The organism is Sphingobacterium puteale, assembly GCF_050986225.1.
Lineage (GTDB): Bacteria > Bacteroidota > Bacteroidia > Sphingobacteriales > Sphingobacteriaceae > Sphingobacterium > Sphingobacterium puteale.
The window spans coordinates 1255059-1272136 of sequence record NZ_CP158959.1 but is presented as its reverse complement, the minus strand read 5'-3'; the positions used below and the strand labels follow the sequence as shown (position 1 = coordinate 1272136).

At 40.6% G+C, this 17078-nt stretch carries 12 protein-coding genes and 2 tRNA genes; 6 read left to right on the top strand and 8 right to left on the bottom strand.

The genetic code is table 11. From position 1 onward, the window contains the following. Positions 1–429: 429 nt before the first annotated feature. Together trxA and dnaE are read right to left on the bottom strand one after the other, a co-directional pair. The gene (gene trxA, locus ABTV71_RS05255) at positions 430–750 is read right to left on the bottom strand and encodes a thioredoxin (RefSeq protein ID WP_121126481.1); all 321 of its coding nucleotides are present in this window, start codon (positions 748–750) and stop codon (positions 430–432) included. 125 nt (positions 751–875) lie between these two features. Next, on the bottom strand, positions 876–5294 hold the full coding sequence (dnaE, locus tag ABTV71_RS05250) for a DNA polymerase III subunit alpha (protein ID WP_433902419.1): 4419 nt from the start codon (positions 5292–5294) through the stop codon (positions 876–878). A 431-nt stretch (positions 5295–5725) separates the two neighbouring features. On the opposite strand from dnaE, the gene ABTV71_RS05245 reads away from it, so the two are divergent. After that, entirely contained in the window at positions 5726–6508 is a 783-nt protein-coding gene (locus tag ABTV71_RS05245) for a Cof-type HAD-IIB family hydrolase (RefSeq protein WP_121126483.1), read from the top strand. Here ABTV71_RS05245 and ABTV71_RS05240 read toward each other — a convergent pair. Continuing rightward, positions 6505–7104, bottom strand: coding sequence for a hypothetical protein (locus ABTV71_RS05240; protein WP_433902418.1), 600 nt, complete (start codon positions 7102–7104; stop codon positions 6505–6507). The two genes, ABTV71_RS05245 and ABTV71_RS05240, sit on opposite strands and share 4 nt — an antisense overlap. 45 nt (positions 7105–7149) lie before the next feature. Here ABTV71_RS05240 and ABTV71_RS05235 point away from each other — a divergent pair, with 45 nt between their 5' ends. Beyond that, on the top strand, positions 7150–8049 hold the full coding sequence (locus ABTV71_RS05235; RefSeq protein ID WP_121126485.1) for a pirin family protein: 900 nt from the start codon (positions 7150–7152) through the stop codon (positions 8047–8049). 79 nt (positions 8050–8128) lie between these two features. Here ABTV71_RS05235 and ABTV71_RS05230 read toward each other — a convergent pair whose 3' ends face one another. Beyond that, positions 8129–8731, bottom strand: coding sequence for a DUF502 domain-containing protein (locus tag ABTV71_RS05230; RefSeq protein WP_121126486.1), 603 nt, complete (start codon positions 8729–8731; stop codon positions 8129–8131). A 47-nt stretch (positions 8732–8778) separates the two neighbouring features. Next, positions 8779–11220, bottom strand: coding sequence for a bifunctional UDP-N-acetylmuramoyl-tripeptide:D-alanyl-D-alanine ligase/alanine racemase (locus tag ABTV71_RS05225; protein WP_121126487.1), 2442 nt, complete (start codon positions 11218–11220; stop codon positions 8779–8781). Positions 11221–11295: 75 nt separating this feature from the next. Here ABTV71_RS05225 and ABTV71_RS05220 point away from each other — a divergent pair, with 75 nt between their 5' ends. The 3 genes from ABTV71_RS05220 to ABTV71_RS05210 all read left to right on the top strand — a co-directional run bounded on the left by ABTV71_RS05220 (position 11296) and on the right by ABTV71_RS05210 (position 12059). Beyond that, positions 11296–11784 (top strand): regulatory protein RecX, encoded by a 489-nt coding sequence (locus ABTV71_RS05220; protein WP_121126488.1) that lies wholly within the window; start codon positions 11296–11298, stop codon positions 11782–11784. 112 nt (positions 11785–11896) lie between these two features. Then, positions 11897–11969, top strand: a tRNA-Gly gene (locus tag ABTV71_RS05215). Positions 11970–11974: 5 nt separating this feature from the next. Continuing rightward, positions 11975–12059: transfer RNA gene (locus ABTV71_RS05210), tRNA-Leu, on the top strand. A gap of 34 nt (positions 12060–12093) precedes the next feature. Here the strand turns inward: ABTV71_RS05210 and ABTV71_RS05205 are convergent. The 3 genes from ABTV71_RS05205 to ABTV71_RS05195 form a co-directional block, all read right to left on the bottom strand. Continuing rightward, a complete protein-coding gene (locus tag ABTV71_RS05205) occupies positions 12094–12687 on the bottom strand; it encodes a chromate transporter (protein ID WP_433902417.1) in 594 nt (197 codons plus the stop codon). A 233-nt stretch (positions 12688–12920) separates the two neighbouring features. Continuing rightward, complete coding sequence (locus ABTV71_RS05200) at positions 12921–13442, bottom strand: OmpA family protein (protein WP_121126540.1); 522 nt, start codon at positions 13440–13442, stop codon at positions 12921–12923. A 96-nt stretch (positions 13443–13538) separates the two neighbouring features. Continuing rightward, positions 13539–15728, bottom strand: coding sequence for a glucoamylase family protein (locus ABTV71_RS05195; protein WP_433902416.1), 2190 nt, complete (start codon positions 15726–15728; stop codon positions 13539–13541). A 160-nt stretch (positions 15729–15888) separates the two neighbouring features. On the opposite strand from ABTV71_RS05195, the gene ABTV71_RS05190 reads away from it, so the two are divergent. Continuing rightward, complete coding sequence (locus ABTV71_RS05190; RefSeq protein ID WP_121126491.1) at positions 15889–16842, top strand: acetyl-CoA carboxylase carboxyltransferase subunit alpha; 954 nt, start codon at positions 15889–15891, stop codon at positions 16840–16842. Positions 16843–17078 lie beyond the last annotated feature (236 nt).

The following is a 17078-nucleotide window of genomic DNA, read 5'->3' as shown; positions in this document are numbered from 1 at the left end:
ACCTTACCTTACCTTACCTTACCTTACCTTACCTTAAAACAAAAAAAACTCGCGCTGCTGAGAACAACGCGAGGCATAATCTAGGGTATTTGAAAGGGAAAATCTTTATTTATATCAAAACATCAATAAAAAACATATAATAAAACAAATAATTCAATTAAATATCCGTTTTTACATCGTTTTCATATTCAAAAGAAGTAAAAATTATCCATTTATCAAAATAAAATCTATTTTATTTTGATAAAATAGATCAAAAACCATAAAAACAACTTAAAACCACTAGAAATCACTAGAAAAATCAATATAAATATAAAAAACAAACAAAAACAACAAGAAAATCAAAATAAAAACACATAAAAAAAATATAAAAACAAAAAAAAGACCTGAAATCAGATTATTTCAGGTCTCTTTGTGTTAAAAAACAAATTATTACACTAATTGCTTTTCTAATTTTTCATTTAAAACTGATTTTGGAACCGCTCCAATTTGTTTATCTACGATTTCTCCATTTTTGAAGAACAATAAAGCAGGGATATTACGAATACCGTAACGAACTGAAATTTCTGGATTTTCATCCACGTTTACTTTTCCTATCACAGCCTTACCTTCATAATCTTTAGCCAGTTCTTCGACAACAGGACCTACCATACGACATGGACCACACCATTCTGCCCAAAAATCAATTAATACGGGTTTTTCCGCTTTCAAAACAACTTCTTCGAAGTTGCTATCTGTAATTTCTAATGCCATAATCTTTTAATTTTATAAACCGAAGTTATATTTATGATACTACTTAATTGCTAAAATCAATAAACAAAGATAGTAAACAACTGTCAATGTAATTGTAATCTTAATTACACAAAATCTAATCCAAACTAATTCAATCGGTAATTAATACCTTCAAACTTGTCTATACAGTCCAAAAACTCATTCGTAAGATTTATTTTTAGACTTTTAGCTGGCATTTCGACAGAGATTTCATCTTGGGGATCCCAGATTTTAAATTTTAATTGACAATTTGGCACAACACCTTCAATCTCATTCTGTGCTAAGATATCTTTAATTCCATCCAAGAATTCTTCATTCAGTTTTGGTAAAGGAATATTAATTGTAAAACTCTTTGCCATTTTTTCACGAAGCTCTGAAAGCAACTGCACACTTCTCAGCTCAAAGCCCCAATTTCCGACCTGCCTAAAACGCTCCTGCACCAATCCACGCAATTGAACAAAATAACCTTCCTGTAAATATCCTTTTAATTTCACATACTCCTCGCCAAACACCGCCATATCATAAGAGTCACTATAATCTTCGATTATAAATGAAGCAAAGGGCTTACCATTTTTGGTCAACCGGTGGCTTGCCGAGGCTATAATTCCACCGATAACCAATTCTTTATTTTTAATACGGTTAAACTCCAGCAGAGTTTCCTCATCCACCTCAGCTGCTTTAGCTTTATTGATCAACGACAGGTCAGACACCGGATTATGGCAGAAATGTTCAATCTCAAACCGATAGGTATCCAGGGGGTGACTAGTCAGGTAAATACCAATGACATCTTTTTCGTATTTAAGCTTTTCGATCAATCCCCATTGTGGGCAAGGCGCCAGCACAGGCTCCGGCAGTTCCGCAGCCTCACCCGCACCAAACAAACTTGCCTGTGCCGAGTTTTCATTTTCTTTATAACGTTGTCCAAACCGAATCGCCTTTTCCATTCCCGTTGAATTATCCTCGGCATGAAAATACTGCGCACGATGTGTACTTTCGAAACTATCAAAACCACCGGCATACGCCAAACTCTCAAAAGCTTTTTTATTGACCGCACGTAGATCTATGCGCTTAGCCATATCAAAAACAGATTTATACAATCCAGACTGTCTCGTTTGCACAATAGCATCTACCGCACCGGCACCGACTCCCTTGACAGCACCGATACCAAAGCGAATCGCTCCACGTTCGTTGACCGTAAACTTATAGTATGATTCATTTACATCAGGTCCCAATACCTCCAAGCCCATACGCTTACATTCCTCCATAAAGAATGTCACCTGCTTGATATCATTCATATTATTGGAAAGTACCGCTGCCATATATTCCGCCGGAAAATGCGCCTTTAAATAAGCGGTCTGATAAGCTACCCATGCATAACAGGTGGAGTGGGATTTATTGAAGGCATAACTGGCAAAAGCTTCCCAGTCAGTCCAGATTTTCTCCAGCACTTTCGCGTTGTGTCCTTTCTCTTCAGCCTGTGAAACAAACTTCGGTTTCATTTTATCAAGTACAGCCTTTTGCTTCTTACCCATCGCTTTACGCAAAACATCGGCATCGCCTTTAGAAAAACCCGCAAGCTTCTGGGATAAAAGCATTACCTGTTCCTGATATACCGTAATTCCGTAGGTTTCTTTTAAATATTCCTCACAGGCATCCAAATCATATACAATAGGATCTATCCCATGCTTACGCTTGATAAAACTCGGGATATACTCAATTGGCCCCGGACGATATAAAGCATTCATCGCAATCAAATCGGCAAATACCGTTGGTTTCAGATCGCGCATATATTTTTGCATTCCCGGCGATTCATATTGGAATACACCGATTGTTTCTCCACGCTGGAAAAGCTCGTAAGTCAACACATCATCTATCGGAAATTTATCCGGATCCAAGACGATACCATGACTTAATTTAACGTTCTCAACAGTATCCTTGATAAGCGTCAGGGTCTTCAACCCCAAAAAGTCCATTTTCAATAGTCCGGCACTTTCAACGACGTGGTTATCAAACTGTGTCACATACAAGTCGGAATCCTTGGCCAAAGAAACAGGAACGAAATTCGTAATATCATCCGGCGTAATGATCACACCACAGGCATGAATACCTGTATTTCGGACCGAGCCTTCCAATACACGTGCCTGACGGATCGTTTCAGCTTCAAGTCCGGCACCCTCTGCGATTGACTTTAACCGGTTGACTGCCTCGATCTCCTCTGTTCGCAATTTCTCCTTTAGACCTGCCTCATCCAGCGTAAAGATTTTGGAAAGCTTCAGATTGGGAATCAGTTTGGCTATTTCATTCGCATCGCCCAAAGGCAGGTCGAGCACACGTGCGGTATCTTTAATCGAAGACTTCGCGGCCATCGTACCGTAAGTAATGATCTGGGCCACCTGACTTGCACCATATTTATTGATCACATACTGCATCACCCGTCCACGCCCCTCATCATCAAAGTCAATATCAATATCAGGCATGGATACACGGTCGGGATTTAAAAAACGCTCAAATAGCAAATCGTATTTTATGGGGTCAATATTTGTAATCCCCAGACAGTACGCAACGGCAGATCCCGCCGCAGATCCCCGACCAGGCCCAACAGAAACACCCATATCACGTGCTGCAGCAATAAAGTCCTGTACAATCAAAAAGTATCCTGGATATCCCGTTTTTTCGATTGTCGCCAATTCAAAATCCAGACGTTCTCGAATATCATCCGTTATTTCCTCATAGCGTTTCTCGGCACCTACATAACATAAGTGGGCGAGATATTTATTTTCCCCTCTTTTTCCCCCGTCCTCATTATCTTCTGCAACCTGGAATTCCTCGGGTATATCAAATTTGGGCAAGAGCACATCCCTGTTCAATTTAAAGACCTCTACCTTATCCACGATCTCCTGTATATTGAGAATTGCCTCAGGTAAATCTTTAAACAGGCTTTTCATTTCTTCAGAAGATTTAAAATAATACTCCTGATTGGGCAAACCGAACCGGAAGCCCCGTCCCCTCCCTTTGGGTGTGGAAAGTTTCTCGCCATCCTTCACGCATAACAGGATATCATGGGCGTGTGCATCCCCTTTCTTTTCGTAATAGGTATTATTGGTTGCTACAACTTTAATCCCATATTTACGGGCAAACCTCAATAAAGTTTGGTTGACCCTATCCTCATCTTCTTGTCCATGCCGCATGAGCTCGAGATAGAAATCATCTCCAAAATGTTCTTTCCACCATTGCAAAGCTTCCTCCGCCTGATTTTCACCAATATTTAGCACCTTGCTGGGCACCTCTCCCTGCAGGTTTCCCGAGAGTACGATCACATCTTCTTTATATTGTAGAATAAGATTTTTGTCTATGCGGGGGACATAATAGAATCCTGCTGTATAGGCAAAAGAAGCCAACTTGGCTAAGTTATGATAACCACGCTTATTCTTTGCCAACAGCACAATCTGGTAACCGTTATCCTTTCTGGTTTTATCTGTATGGTCTTCACAAACAAAGAATTCGCAACCTACAATAGGTTTTAGAATCTGACCGGTAGGCTCATGCCCATTTTCGACCGCTTCGGCATTTTGTGCCTCCACCTCTTTATTATGACTGATAACCCTAGAAACAAATTCAAAAGCCCCCATCATATTTCCATGATCGGTAAGCGCAACCGCAGGCATATTGTCTTTGACCGCAGCCGAGACCAACTTATCATACGACATGGTCGACTGTAGAATAGAAAACTGTGAATGGTTATGTAAGTGAGCAAATTTAGCTTCCTTAAGGGCGGATAGGGTATCTTCATCTACGACAACACTAACTTCGTCTGGCGTAGCGCGTTTTCTGATCTCATCAGAGGCCGCTTTAAGATTGATATGTTTAAGTCCAGCAGTAGGAACAGGGCCGGGGTTACTCGTTTTGAATTCCACAAAATACCCCGTATCCACCTGAAGTTCCTCGGCCGTAAAGACCTCCCTTCTGACCAGTTCCAGAAAACAACGTGTTGTCGCCTCAACGTCGGCCGTTGCATTGTGGGCCTCAGCAAACGGAACCCCAAACAAATAGGAGTGTAATTCGGTCAGATTAGGCAGTTTATACCGACCACCACGCCCACCCGGAATTTTCAACAGATCAGCAGTCACCTCGGTACAGGTATCCAAAACAGGCATGTCCGCCATTTTGGAATCCATACCATAACGATAGAACTCACAGCCCATGATATTGAGGTCAAAACCGATGTTCTGCCCCACAACAAATTTCGCTTTATTTAACGCTGTATTGAATTTTTCAAGAGCAACCTGTAGTGGCACCCCCTGTTCTTCAGCCAATGCGGTAGATATACCGTGTATTTTTTCAGAGTCGTAGGGTATATCAAATCCATCGGGTTTAATCAAAAAGTCCTGATGTTCGACCAAATTTCCCATCTCATCGTGAATCTGCCATGCCAGCTGGATACAACGCGGCCAATTATCTGTGTCCGTAATTGGCGCGTCCCAACGCTTCGGCAAACCCGTTGTCTCTGTATCGAAAATAATATACATAAATTTCTAAACCTCTTTAATACAATACGTTAAATGTAATTAAATTTACATTTATTTGAACTTGAAATTTACAAAATTCTTAGGGAACATTCTGTCAGATTTTTGCGAAAAATAACAGCATAAAATCTGGCTTTTATCAACTATGGCAGCTGTCCGGCATCGCCAAATTCGCCGTTCCAAAAAATTAATTTACATAAATGATCCACAGCTCTTATCGGTGGCTCCCATTGCTACTTGGGCAGACCATTTGACAGCCATTCGGAATGACCACTTTTAGCATCTTCATAGGTTTAGGAAGAAAGCAAAGTATTTCAACGAAAGCTCAAGAGGTAAAAATGCATTGAATCCCACACAAACATAACAGCTATTTAATATTGTATCTACTACACTATCCCGGTTATTTACTATATTTGAATTCGACTCGAATTTCTATGATTAAAGCGATTTTTTTTGATATAGACGGGACACTGTTAAGTTTCAAAACACATCAAGTCCCCGACTCCACACAGCAGGCATTTCAATTATTAAAAGAAAAAAATATAAAAGTTTTCGTTTCTACCGGCCGGTCCTTTAATCAATTAGGACATATCCGTTACCTTGACTTCGACGGTTTTATCACGTTCAATGGCGGATACTGTGTCACCAAAGATGAACAGGTTATTTATAAAAATAATATTATTCAAGAAGACATCCTTTCATTACTTGATTACGCGAAGCATCATCCCGAACTCACGTTTTCATTTATGTCAGACAAAGAGATCTCCTTAAATCAGGTTACGCCCGAAGTGCTTAGGATGTATCAGCAAGTTAACGTAAAAACCCCGCCGATACGCAACTATGAAGACAACTTTGATCTGGAATCCGTCATGCAGGTCAATGTATTTATCAACCCGGAACAAGAGGCTGAGTTTATGGAAAATGTTATGCCCAACTCTGTTGCTTCCCGGTGGACGCCCATTTTTGCAGATGTTAACCCGATGGGGCAAAGTAAAAAAGTAGGTATAGATGTTTTTCTAAAACATTTCGGTATTGAGCTTTCCGAAACCATGTCTTTTGGTGATGGAGGAAATGACATTACCATGCTTGCGCACACACAGCTTGGTATAGCTATGGGAAATGCGAATCCCGAAGTAAAGGAAATCGCGGACTATATTACCGACGATGTGGACAGCAACGGCATCTGGAATGCCTTAAAGCATTTTGGGGTTATCTAGAAATGAATTGTGAGTGTAGCGCGACAGGTATTGCTGTTGCTATTCAAGAGCAAACTATGTCGTTCTGGAAAAAGAAACTCTAGCCTATTTCGAAAATCTTCAATCAAGGTATGCTTAAATTGGCCCTCCAGATAATGGTTTGCACGATGGCTGACCTCAAATAGCAGCACTTTTGAAGACCCTGATAGACGAACCCGGATGGGATGGGAAGACATACCATTATATCCGTTTGTTACGGCATGTTGCACCATGGGAAATAAGATCAGCGGAGGCAGCAGCAGCTCTTTTTCCGGCTGAAAACGATTTTCCCATTTGAGTAAAAAACCAGCAGGCATCAACATCTTGACCATTGCGATATATTGCGACAGCAGATCCAGCTCAGCTTCGATAGCCTGCTGTTTATCCAATTCCAAAAGCAAAAGCTTTTTTTGAAACAGCATATATTCTGTTTCTGATACCGTACCCTCCGTCAACACCTTCGTCAGCAGAAAACGGTCGCATTGACTGTTCTCAAATGACAATCTATTGGATAGCGCCATTGCCACCTCATTTCTTACAGACTTTTTACCTAGAATACGATCAATTATACCTGACATTTCTTAAATTGCTTTAGAATAAACACACAAAAATAAGGAAACATTATGTCAAATATTGCAATAGTGATTGAAGAAAGAGCCGCAGATATAGGCAATTTCTTGGTAGGAAGACTACTTCCTTTCAGACAAAAACGTATGGTCGGTCCGTTTATATTTATTGACCATATGGGGCCTGACACCATCTCCGAACCTCACTTCATGGATATTGCTCCACACCCTCATATCGGATTATCCACGTTAACTTATCTCTTTGAGGGAAGTATCATGCACCGAGATAGTTTAGGCAATGCCGTTGAAATAAAACCCGGAGCAGTAAACTGGATGACAGCCGGAAAAGGAGTAACTCATTCCGAGCGCACGCCGGATTACCTACGGTCTACACAACATGACCTCCATGGTTTACAGATCTGGGTCGCTTTGCCAAAGGATCTTGAACAGATGGAGCCCAACTTCGTTCATATTGAAGAACCACAGCTTCCGCATTGGACCGAAGATGGTGTAAGTTATCGTCTGATTGCTGGCGAGATCAACAGCCACCGTTCGGAAGTACCGGTTTACAGCCCTTTATATCTTATTGAAATTAAAGCAGAAAAGGATTCCCGCATTAAACTGGGCGAACATCTCTATGGTGAAAGCGGTTTGTATATTCTTCAGGGCTCAGTACAGGCTGAAGGCCAGGAATTTGGTCCAAAGCAAATTTTGGTCGCAAAGGATGCCAAGTTATGTGAGTTCGAAATGAAAGCAGGCACCTCCGTATATATCTTTGGCGGTGAACCCTTCCCTGAACAACGCTACATCGACTGGAATTTTGTCGCTTCTGACATCGAAACCTTAAAAACCGCTAGGGCTAAATGGGAACAACACGAATTTCCAAAAGTTCCGGGGGATGATGGTTATATTCCCATTCCACCTGTGAATCCAACTTTAGGCCAAAGGAAGTCCTAATAAATCAATGCAACAGTTTACAACGCATAAAAAGGGCTGGAAATTTAAATTTCCAGCCCTTTTTATGCGTTGTATTAGCCTACGAATGCTCAATACCACTGACTCCCCCGGAGACAACAAGTTTCATTGCATCGGTAGGCGACATGTTTAATTTTTTAACCTTATCCGCACTAATAATAACTACCTGCCCGGCAAAAGAATAAGAATATGGAAAATAAACCATAACCTCATCGTCAAGACCTAAACTTTTTAAATCATGCTGTGTCAGAAAACCGATCTTCTTGAGCCCAAACTCATTGACGGTGACCAGCACAGGTTCATTGAATTTCTTGGCATCCCCAACAAAGGCTTCGGTAAAATCCTTAATTGACGTGTACAAGGTATTTAAGAGCGGTATTCTCTTGATCTGATGGTTGATCCAGACTTTGATCGGGTCCGTCACAAAATTCGTAAATATCACGCCAGCCAGAACAAGGATAAGGATCACAGTTAAGATTCCGATTCCGGGAATATATAAGGGATGTCCCTTTTCGTCCTGTAGAAAATGTTCTGTCAGGTTCAGCGCTGAATCAATCGATGCAAAAACCCATAAGATCAGAAAAACAGCACCCGCCAATGGCACAACAACGAGAATACCGCGAATTAAATAATTAATAAATCCCCTGAATAATTTACCGAGCATGAGTTAGAAATCAAATATATTTATACAAAAATGCAGAATATCCTTTATTATTCATAAAAATATACTCTTTTTACCCGCTGCGAAATGCTCGTCAGGAGTTCGTAAGGGATAGTACCGATAGCTTTTGCCGCGAGTTTAATATCCGGATAAACAATCACTTCATCTTCCTCTGCCACTTCGATATCTGTCACGTCAAGCATACACATATCCATGCAGATATCTCCTATTGTTGGTACAAGCTGGCCATTAACCATCATCTTGCCTACACCGTTCCCAAAACGCCTGTCATATCCATCCGCATATCCAATTTTTATCGTTGCCGTTTTGCTATCCCGATGCAATACCCCATGCCGATTATAACCAACGGTCTCTCCCGCCGCCAAGTGCTTTATTTGAGTTACATTGGTCTTCAGACTACTGACCTCCCGAAGGGGGAGATCATGCCGTTCGACGTCAATCCCATACAGTCCGATCCCGAGCCGAACCAGATCAAAATAGGCCTGCGGCCATAGTTCGATACCCGAAGTAGCGGCAATGTGGCGCAGAAAAGAATATCCCAGCCCCTCTTCAAGGCGCCTTGTAAACTGATCGAGAAGATCAATCTGCTGTTGGGTAAAAGCGTTGTCTTCTTTATTTCCGGCAGAAGCCAAATGGGAAAAGACCGACCTTACCTGCAGTATGGCGTCGGTGTTTAATTCAGTAATCAGTTTATCCACCTCATCCGGCATAAAACCGAGGCGATGCATTCCCGTATCCACTTTGATATGCACCGGAAAGGATGAAATCCCTCTTCCCTTCAGGTAATTCAAAAATGAAGAAAGTACTCTAAAGCTGTAAATTTCAGGTTCAAGATTATACTGGACGATAGATTCAAAGGTATTTTCATCAGGGCTCATCACAACAATAGGCAGTGTGATTCCAGCCCCCCTTAGATCGACACCTTCATCTGCAAAAGCCACTGTAAGGTAATCCACCCTATTGAACTGTAACAGGTTCGCAATCTCAAAACTTCCGCTCCCATAGGAAAAAGCCTTGACCATCGACATCAGTTTCACATGTTTTGGCAACAGCTGACGATAGACATTCAGATTATTCTCCATCGCATTGAGGTTGATCTCAAGCACTGTATCATGGGATTTTGCCACCAATAAGCGGCTGATCCGTTCAAAATGAAATTCCCGTCCCCCCTTTAATAAAACGGTAGAATCCTCAAATTGAAGTGACCTTATATCGTCCAAAAATGCTGTGGTACTGGTATAAGAAACCGATGGAACAGCAAATTGATCAGCGACTTGGGTTAAGATCTCACCGATCAAGATCAACTGATCCAAATGGTACTCCGAAAGTAACCGTTTCAGTTTTGACAAACTTTTCTCATCCGTTAAACTAACCCCGGGCAAATCCGAAAGAATGAGGATTTTGCGCGGATGCTGTCCCTGTTGATTTAAAAATTCAAGTGCAATTTGGAGAGCATCCAAATCGTTACTATAGGAATCATCAATAATAGAGCTGTTTTTTTTACCCTTCTTCAGTTCAAGCCGCATGGCGACAGGCTGCAGCTCTTTAATTCTCGATGCGATAACCTCTTTTTCATAGCCAAAACGCAACATTACTGCAACACAGTTGATGGCATTTTCTACATTCCCTTTATCAACAAAAGGTACCTCAACGGCAAATGTCCGTCCACCATAGAAAAGTGTGGCCACTGTAAATTTATCGTCCACCTGTTTGAGCGAATAAACCTCCAATGAGAGCCCTTCATCGTATCCCCATGAAAATTTTCGAGGACGATAAGGCAGTTGAATATCCTCTACATAACGGCTGGGAAAGATCATCGTCTCGACGTCCTTGAACAGATTTATCTTTTCATAGATCTTTTCCTTCTTTGATTCAAAACCAGCTTTATGAGCCACGCCCACATTTGTTAGCAGACCGATCGTTGGTTTTATCATATTTTCAAGCTTAACCATTTCGCCTTTTTCCGAAATGCCTGCTTCGATAATGGCAAGATTATACTGATCAGATAAGCCCCATAAAGAAAGCGCTACCCCCAATTGAGAGTTATAGCTTTTGGGACTTCGGTAGATCTTATATTCCGGGGACATCAGTTGATATAACCATTCCTTGACTATTGTCTTCCCATTGCTGCCAGTGATCCCAATGACAGGAAAGCTAAACTTCTGCCGATGATAAGCCGCCAATACCTGCAAGGATTCGAGGCTGTCGTTGACCCATATCAAATTTGCATCCGGAAATAACTGTTCCTGTTCTTCATCAATTTGCAGGACAAAGTTTCTTACCCCCTTATCATAGGCCTCTTTGATATAATGATGGCCATCCCTACTCTTCTGCAGCGCGAAAAACACACCGTTATCTGCCTGAACAATCTTGCGGCTATCATAAAATAAATGTTGGACTAAAGAATTGGGATCCGTGATAAACGTGCGATTAGGATGTAAAATCTGGACGATTTCCGATATTTTGTACATTCTCCTGGTATTTTGATTGGATCAAAACTGAACATTTTTTTAGTTATTTCATATTATTTTTGAAATTTTGACAATATGTTTGACGAAGATAGAAAAAACAAAAAGATACTGACCCCCGGTCAGGCTAAGTTAAAAGCTGAAAGCTATTGTGCTTATCAGGAAAGATCCCAGCAGGAAGTAAGGGACAAACTCTATAGCTGGGGGTTACACGAGGCAGACGTTGAAAATAGTATAGCGAATTTAATTGCAGAAAACTTTCTGAACGAAGAACGCTTTGCCATCGCCTATTGCAACGGTAAACTACGCATGAAAGGCTGGGGGAAAATTAAAATCAAACAAGCGTTAAAAGGAAAGCGTGTTTCAGAACAGCTGATAAAAATTGCTTTCAAACAGATCGACCCCGATGAATATGAGAACATCTTGGAAAATATTATTGACAAGAAAATTCGGGAGATCAAAGACAAAGATTCGTTCATCGTCAAGAACAAAGTCTATCAATTTGCCCTCTCCAGAGGATTTGAAAGCGATCTAATTTTTTCTATACTGAATTCAAAGGAGTTATAAAAAACAACAAAATAAAGTAAATAAATATTTTGCAATATTAATTTTTCGCTCTATATTTGCATCACCAAAAAGGAACACGAGGTTCTTTTTAAAGTTGAAATAAAAATTCCATGCGAAAATAGCTCAGTTGGTAGAGCACAACCTTGCCAAGGTTGGGGTCGCGAGTTCGAATCTCGTTTTTCGCTCACCTGCCTAGGTGGTGGAACTGGTAGACACGCAGGACTTAAAATCCTGTTCCCGTTAAGGGAGTGCGGGTTCGATTCCCGCCCTAGGTACAAGAAAGCCCATCAGTCGATGGGCTTTTCTTGTTTATGGCAACAGGTACAGTAAAAATCCGTAAACGAGGCTCAAAAGTATAAGCTGCAGCATTCCTATCCGATATCTAAATAAGAGAAAAATTGAAATAGCTACCCAAAGTAACGCCTTCCAGTCCAAATTTACCGAACCGGACGTTGTTGGAAACAAAATTCCCTGCCCTAGATAAAAAGCTAAATTAACAATCACACCTACTACAGAAGCGGTGACCAAGGAGAGTACATACTGGATGGCTTTATTTTTTTGAGAGCGTTCGATAAGCGGCGCACCGATAAAGATCAATGCAAAATTGGGCAAAAAAGTAAAGTAAGCTGTAGCCGCCAGACCTACCGCAGCCATTGCATAAGAGTGGTCAAAATGATTAAATCCAGCCATAAATCCCACATAGGCCAACACAATAACCAATGGCCCCGGCGTTGTTTCTGCCAATGCGAAACCGTCTATCATTTGTGTCTTTGTCAGCCAGAGAAATTTTTCCGTCACCAAATTTGCAACATAGGGAATAACGGTATAAGACCCCCCGATTGTAAAGTACGCCGATTTTGTAAACAAGAAAGAGAGATCTTTCCAAAATGCGGTGTCGGGCATAAACAGATATAGCGCAATAAATGGCCCCAACCACAACAAAAAAAACACAAAAAACTGAACGCAAATCTTACGTACGGAAATTAACGGCACCGTCTCCAGGGAATTGACATGTAAGGGTATGAGCTACCCAATTAAATCCGTTAAAGAAGCCATCATCTTCCATTTAAGGCATAAAAAAAGCGATATATTTATAAAATATCTCGCTTTTCATTCAGGAAAAAGATCCTGATAATTTATTTTTTATCCAAGATAGTTACTTCCACTCTTCGATTTTTTTGACGTCCCTCTGGTGACTTGTTATCACCAACAGGATTTGACTGGCCAAAACCTTTTGCTGTAATACGAGACTCTTGTACACCCGAATCTACAAGGAACTTTTTTACGGAAGCAGCACGTTTATCAGAAAGCCATTGGTTATACTCGACAGTGCCGGTAGCATCTGTATAGCCGTCAACTTTAATTTTATTGTCGTTCTCTTTTAGGATTAAGGCCAGCTTACTTACTTCAGCCTTTGCTTTTTCAGATAAATAGGAAGAATTTGTTGGGAACAATAGATCCGACGAAATACTGAATTTAATTCCTTCGTCAGTCCTTTTCGCATCATTAAAGTCCTTTTTCACATTTTTCAAACCATCATCAGTTCCATCTTTTGTGACAACAGCTCCAGGATTTACTACAATAGCCTGTTGTTTACAAGAAAATAATGATAAACCTGCACATACGGCCAATAGTCCCAAATTAATTTTTCTAAGCATCGTTTTTAACGTATTTATTGTCGATTTAAACAGGGTAAATATAAGGAAAAAAGACCAGAAAAGGAGCTCCTTTCCGTTCATCGGATCGTAACAAATCTATTTCTTCAAATATACCATATCCAATGTCTTTTTAATTTCAGGAATTTGCTCATACAGCTTCCAGATCAGGCCTGAATTGGCATTTTCAATCATTACAGCTATCGTGGCCTGATTTCTCGCCCGGTAACTTTCAGAAACATCATTATTTTTGAGATCGATCCAAGCCCTGAATCCATATTGTGTAAACAGAACATCTGCATACTCCTCATAAAATTTACGCAAGGCTTTCAGACCGATTTCCTTTTCAAAGGGATAGGAGGCTATTGAAATGGCCGGATTTACAAAATATCCCTGGTCCTGGTAAGCATTATCCACTTGTTCAACACCCCAGATATCCGTAAATCTCGTCCCGATATTCAATTCATTGTCTCTCCGTTTATAGGCAAGTATATAGTCTGAGAGGTACTTTTTATAGTCCACAAAATTATCCACCTTCCCATTCGGATTCATGATCAAAAATGGCCGATAAACAGACATCAACGATTCCGTCAGATTACCTCCAGCAATACTTTTAGCAAAAATCACCTTATCGTCCGAATAAATGGAAACGGGTACATTCCCTATGCTACCGATCAGGGGATTGCTACTTATGGTTTGCGCAAGAGAATCAATCAACTTTGTCCTTATCTCCGGTACCAAAGCGCTCAATTCATCACTAAAATCTATTCCGTCTGCATGTTTAGTTGCAAATCCATTTGTGTAAGCTGAAGCAGCCAAAGGATGTGTTGGAGACGACATGGCAAGCACATAAGTACTAAGACTCTCGTTAAACCCGCCCAATTGACGGGATCTCGCCGTAGTATCTATAGGAGACCACTTGTTCCAAAGAACATCCGAGTTATTTGGATCAGTAAAATACCTCCAATTAATTCGTTCCCATAATGCCGTAATTGATTTCCGTAGGGATTGCTCCTGCGGATCATCTTTACTGAAGTATTCGCGGGCGATCAATAATGACTCCATCAGATGTGAAGTACCTCTTACATCATAGGTCGGTACAGAATCACGATAGTAAGGCACCCCCAATCTCCCATCATAGAAGGCAGTAAACACGCCCTGATGATTTTGCGCCGCGCTCAAAAATTTCACCATCCGTGTCATCCGTGCCAACAAAGCCTGTCTCGATATCAGTTGGTTTTCAGCAGCAACAAGTAAACCCAGGATAGCATAGCCAGTTTCATTGGTTGAAACTATAGCCTGACGATTTCCACGGTCAGGAAGGTACATCCCACTGTTCACATCATAATTATCAATAAAATAATTCACGTGGGCATTGCGAATAAAACTTAACATTTCCGCATCGGTTCCCTTTTTGGTCTGTATTTCCTTTACATCTGAAAATGGAGATTCTACGTAATTGTAATCCACCCAGGCTATTTTATAATAATAGCTTTTATTATACTCGTTCACCCTGTCGAGACATTTCTGCACATAAATCGGTAAGACTGCGATTGGCTGATAATTCAGCTTATCTTCGGATCTATAAATTTTCACGTAGCGAATACTCGGAGTTAATGGCAATTGCCATACAAGTTCAACCTGTTTGTCCACCGCACCTATTTTAGACAAGATAGCAGCCGATGATAGCTTAACCTTTGGGTAGTTTTTCGGGAGGAACTCGATTTGATCTATAAAAAGCTGATGCGTAGTGGTACCGGTACCATTTTGTTCAAGTAGCAACGAAGACACCGCCTTTCCCGTGACAATTCCTTCAAATTTTGACACAGGAATAGAAACATTGAGCCAGGTATCATACGCAAAGTCATCAATGTAATAACTAATATCCAATGCATTGGAGCGTACATCATTTTGTTGTAGGGCAACTTTAGGCAACTGCCCCTTTTCAGTATTACTTTGGATGAATAATTTAAATGTTAAATGATCATCCTTGGCAATCATATACTGAAATTTCTGCTTATCATTTAATATACTGGTCTCCCATTTTCCATTTGGAGAAGAGACGTAACGTAGGGAAAGTGAATTCCCCGGAGTAAAAAACAAGCTATCTGAAACCGGAAGGCTGTGATTCACATTTTGTATCCAGGACTCGCCTGTATAATGTGCCATGCTTTTCGCATAACTTCCATTAATTATACTATTATCAAACAGTACCTCCGGATAGCTTTCTGATCTGGCAAGTATGGGCGAAATCAATAGAAAAAGAAAGTAAAAGTATTTTTTCAGCATAAGTCAACATTTTTCACAGGCTTACAATCAAAAACTAAGCCACCACAATGATTATAACGCAAATGTAACAAAGGATTTCCAATGATATTGTATGCTCAAATTTTAATTTCGGAAAAAATGCGCTAAATTAGCCCCCTGAATATTTTCATAAAATAGATATATGAAAACCACTTTTGATTTTGAAAAGCCAATTGCAGATTTGCAATTGCAGATTGAAAAGGTAACACAAGTTGCCGAAAAAACTCAAGTTGATATGAGCGCAACCGTTCGTGAACTTGAGGAAAAACTTGCTTCTACGGAAAAAGAAATATACAGCAATTTAACAGGATGGCAGAATGTTCAAATGTCACGTCATCCGGATCGTCCACAGACCTATGATTATATCGAAGCAATCTGCGATGAGTTTATCGAATTGCATGGTGATCGTACGGTAAAAGACGACAAGGCGATTGTAGGCGGCATGGCCTCCATCGATGGCAATCCCGTTATGATCATTGGTCATCAAAAAGGTAAAAACACCAAAGAGCGTCAATACCATAATTTTGGCATGGCCAATCCGGAAGGTTACCGTAAAGCATTGCGCCTGATGAAAATGGCTGAAAAATTCAATAAGCCAGTCATTACATTAATCGACACCATGGGTGCTTACCCGGGTTTAGAAGCTGAGGAGCGCGGACAAGGTGAAGCTATTGCACGCAACCTAATGGAAATGGCTGTACTTAAAGTTCCTATCATCTGTGTAGTCATAGGTGAAGGTGCTTCGGGCGGGGCCTTAGGTATCGGAGTAGGCAACCGTGTATATATGATGGAACATACTTGGTATTCCGTTATTTCGCCAGAATCTTGCTCTTCGATTTTATGGAGAAGCTGGGATCACAAGGAAAAAGCAGCGGAAGCATTAAAACTAACTTCCACTGATATGTTGGGCAACGGATTAATAGATGGAATCATTCCTGAGCCATTGGGCGGTGCTCATCAAGATCCAGCACAGGCAGCAGCTCATCTGAAAGAACAATTATTGAAAGATCTAGCTGAATTGACAGCAAAAGACAGCGATACATTGATCAAAGAACGTATTGACAAATTCAGTAATATGGGCGTTGTCACGGAATAATGTGACTTGCTCTATTTCTCACAATAAAAAAAGTCGGCAGCTGTTGCCGACTTTTTTTATTTTAAAACACCCCCGTTTCTTCTAAAAAAGCGAAAAGCCTAAACAAAATCGCTCGATTCACAATCAGATTCCTGCCATTTTAAAACAAGAAGCCGTTCTTCTAAAAAAATAAAAGCGTAATTTATAAACTGTTACAAAATATTTAAACAAAAAGAACAAAAACATTTGGACACAAT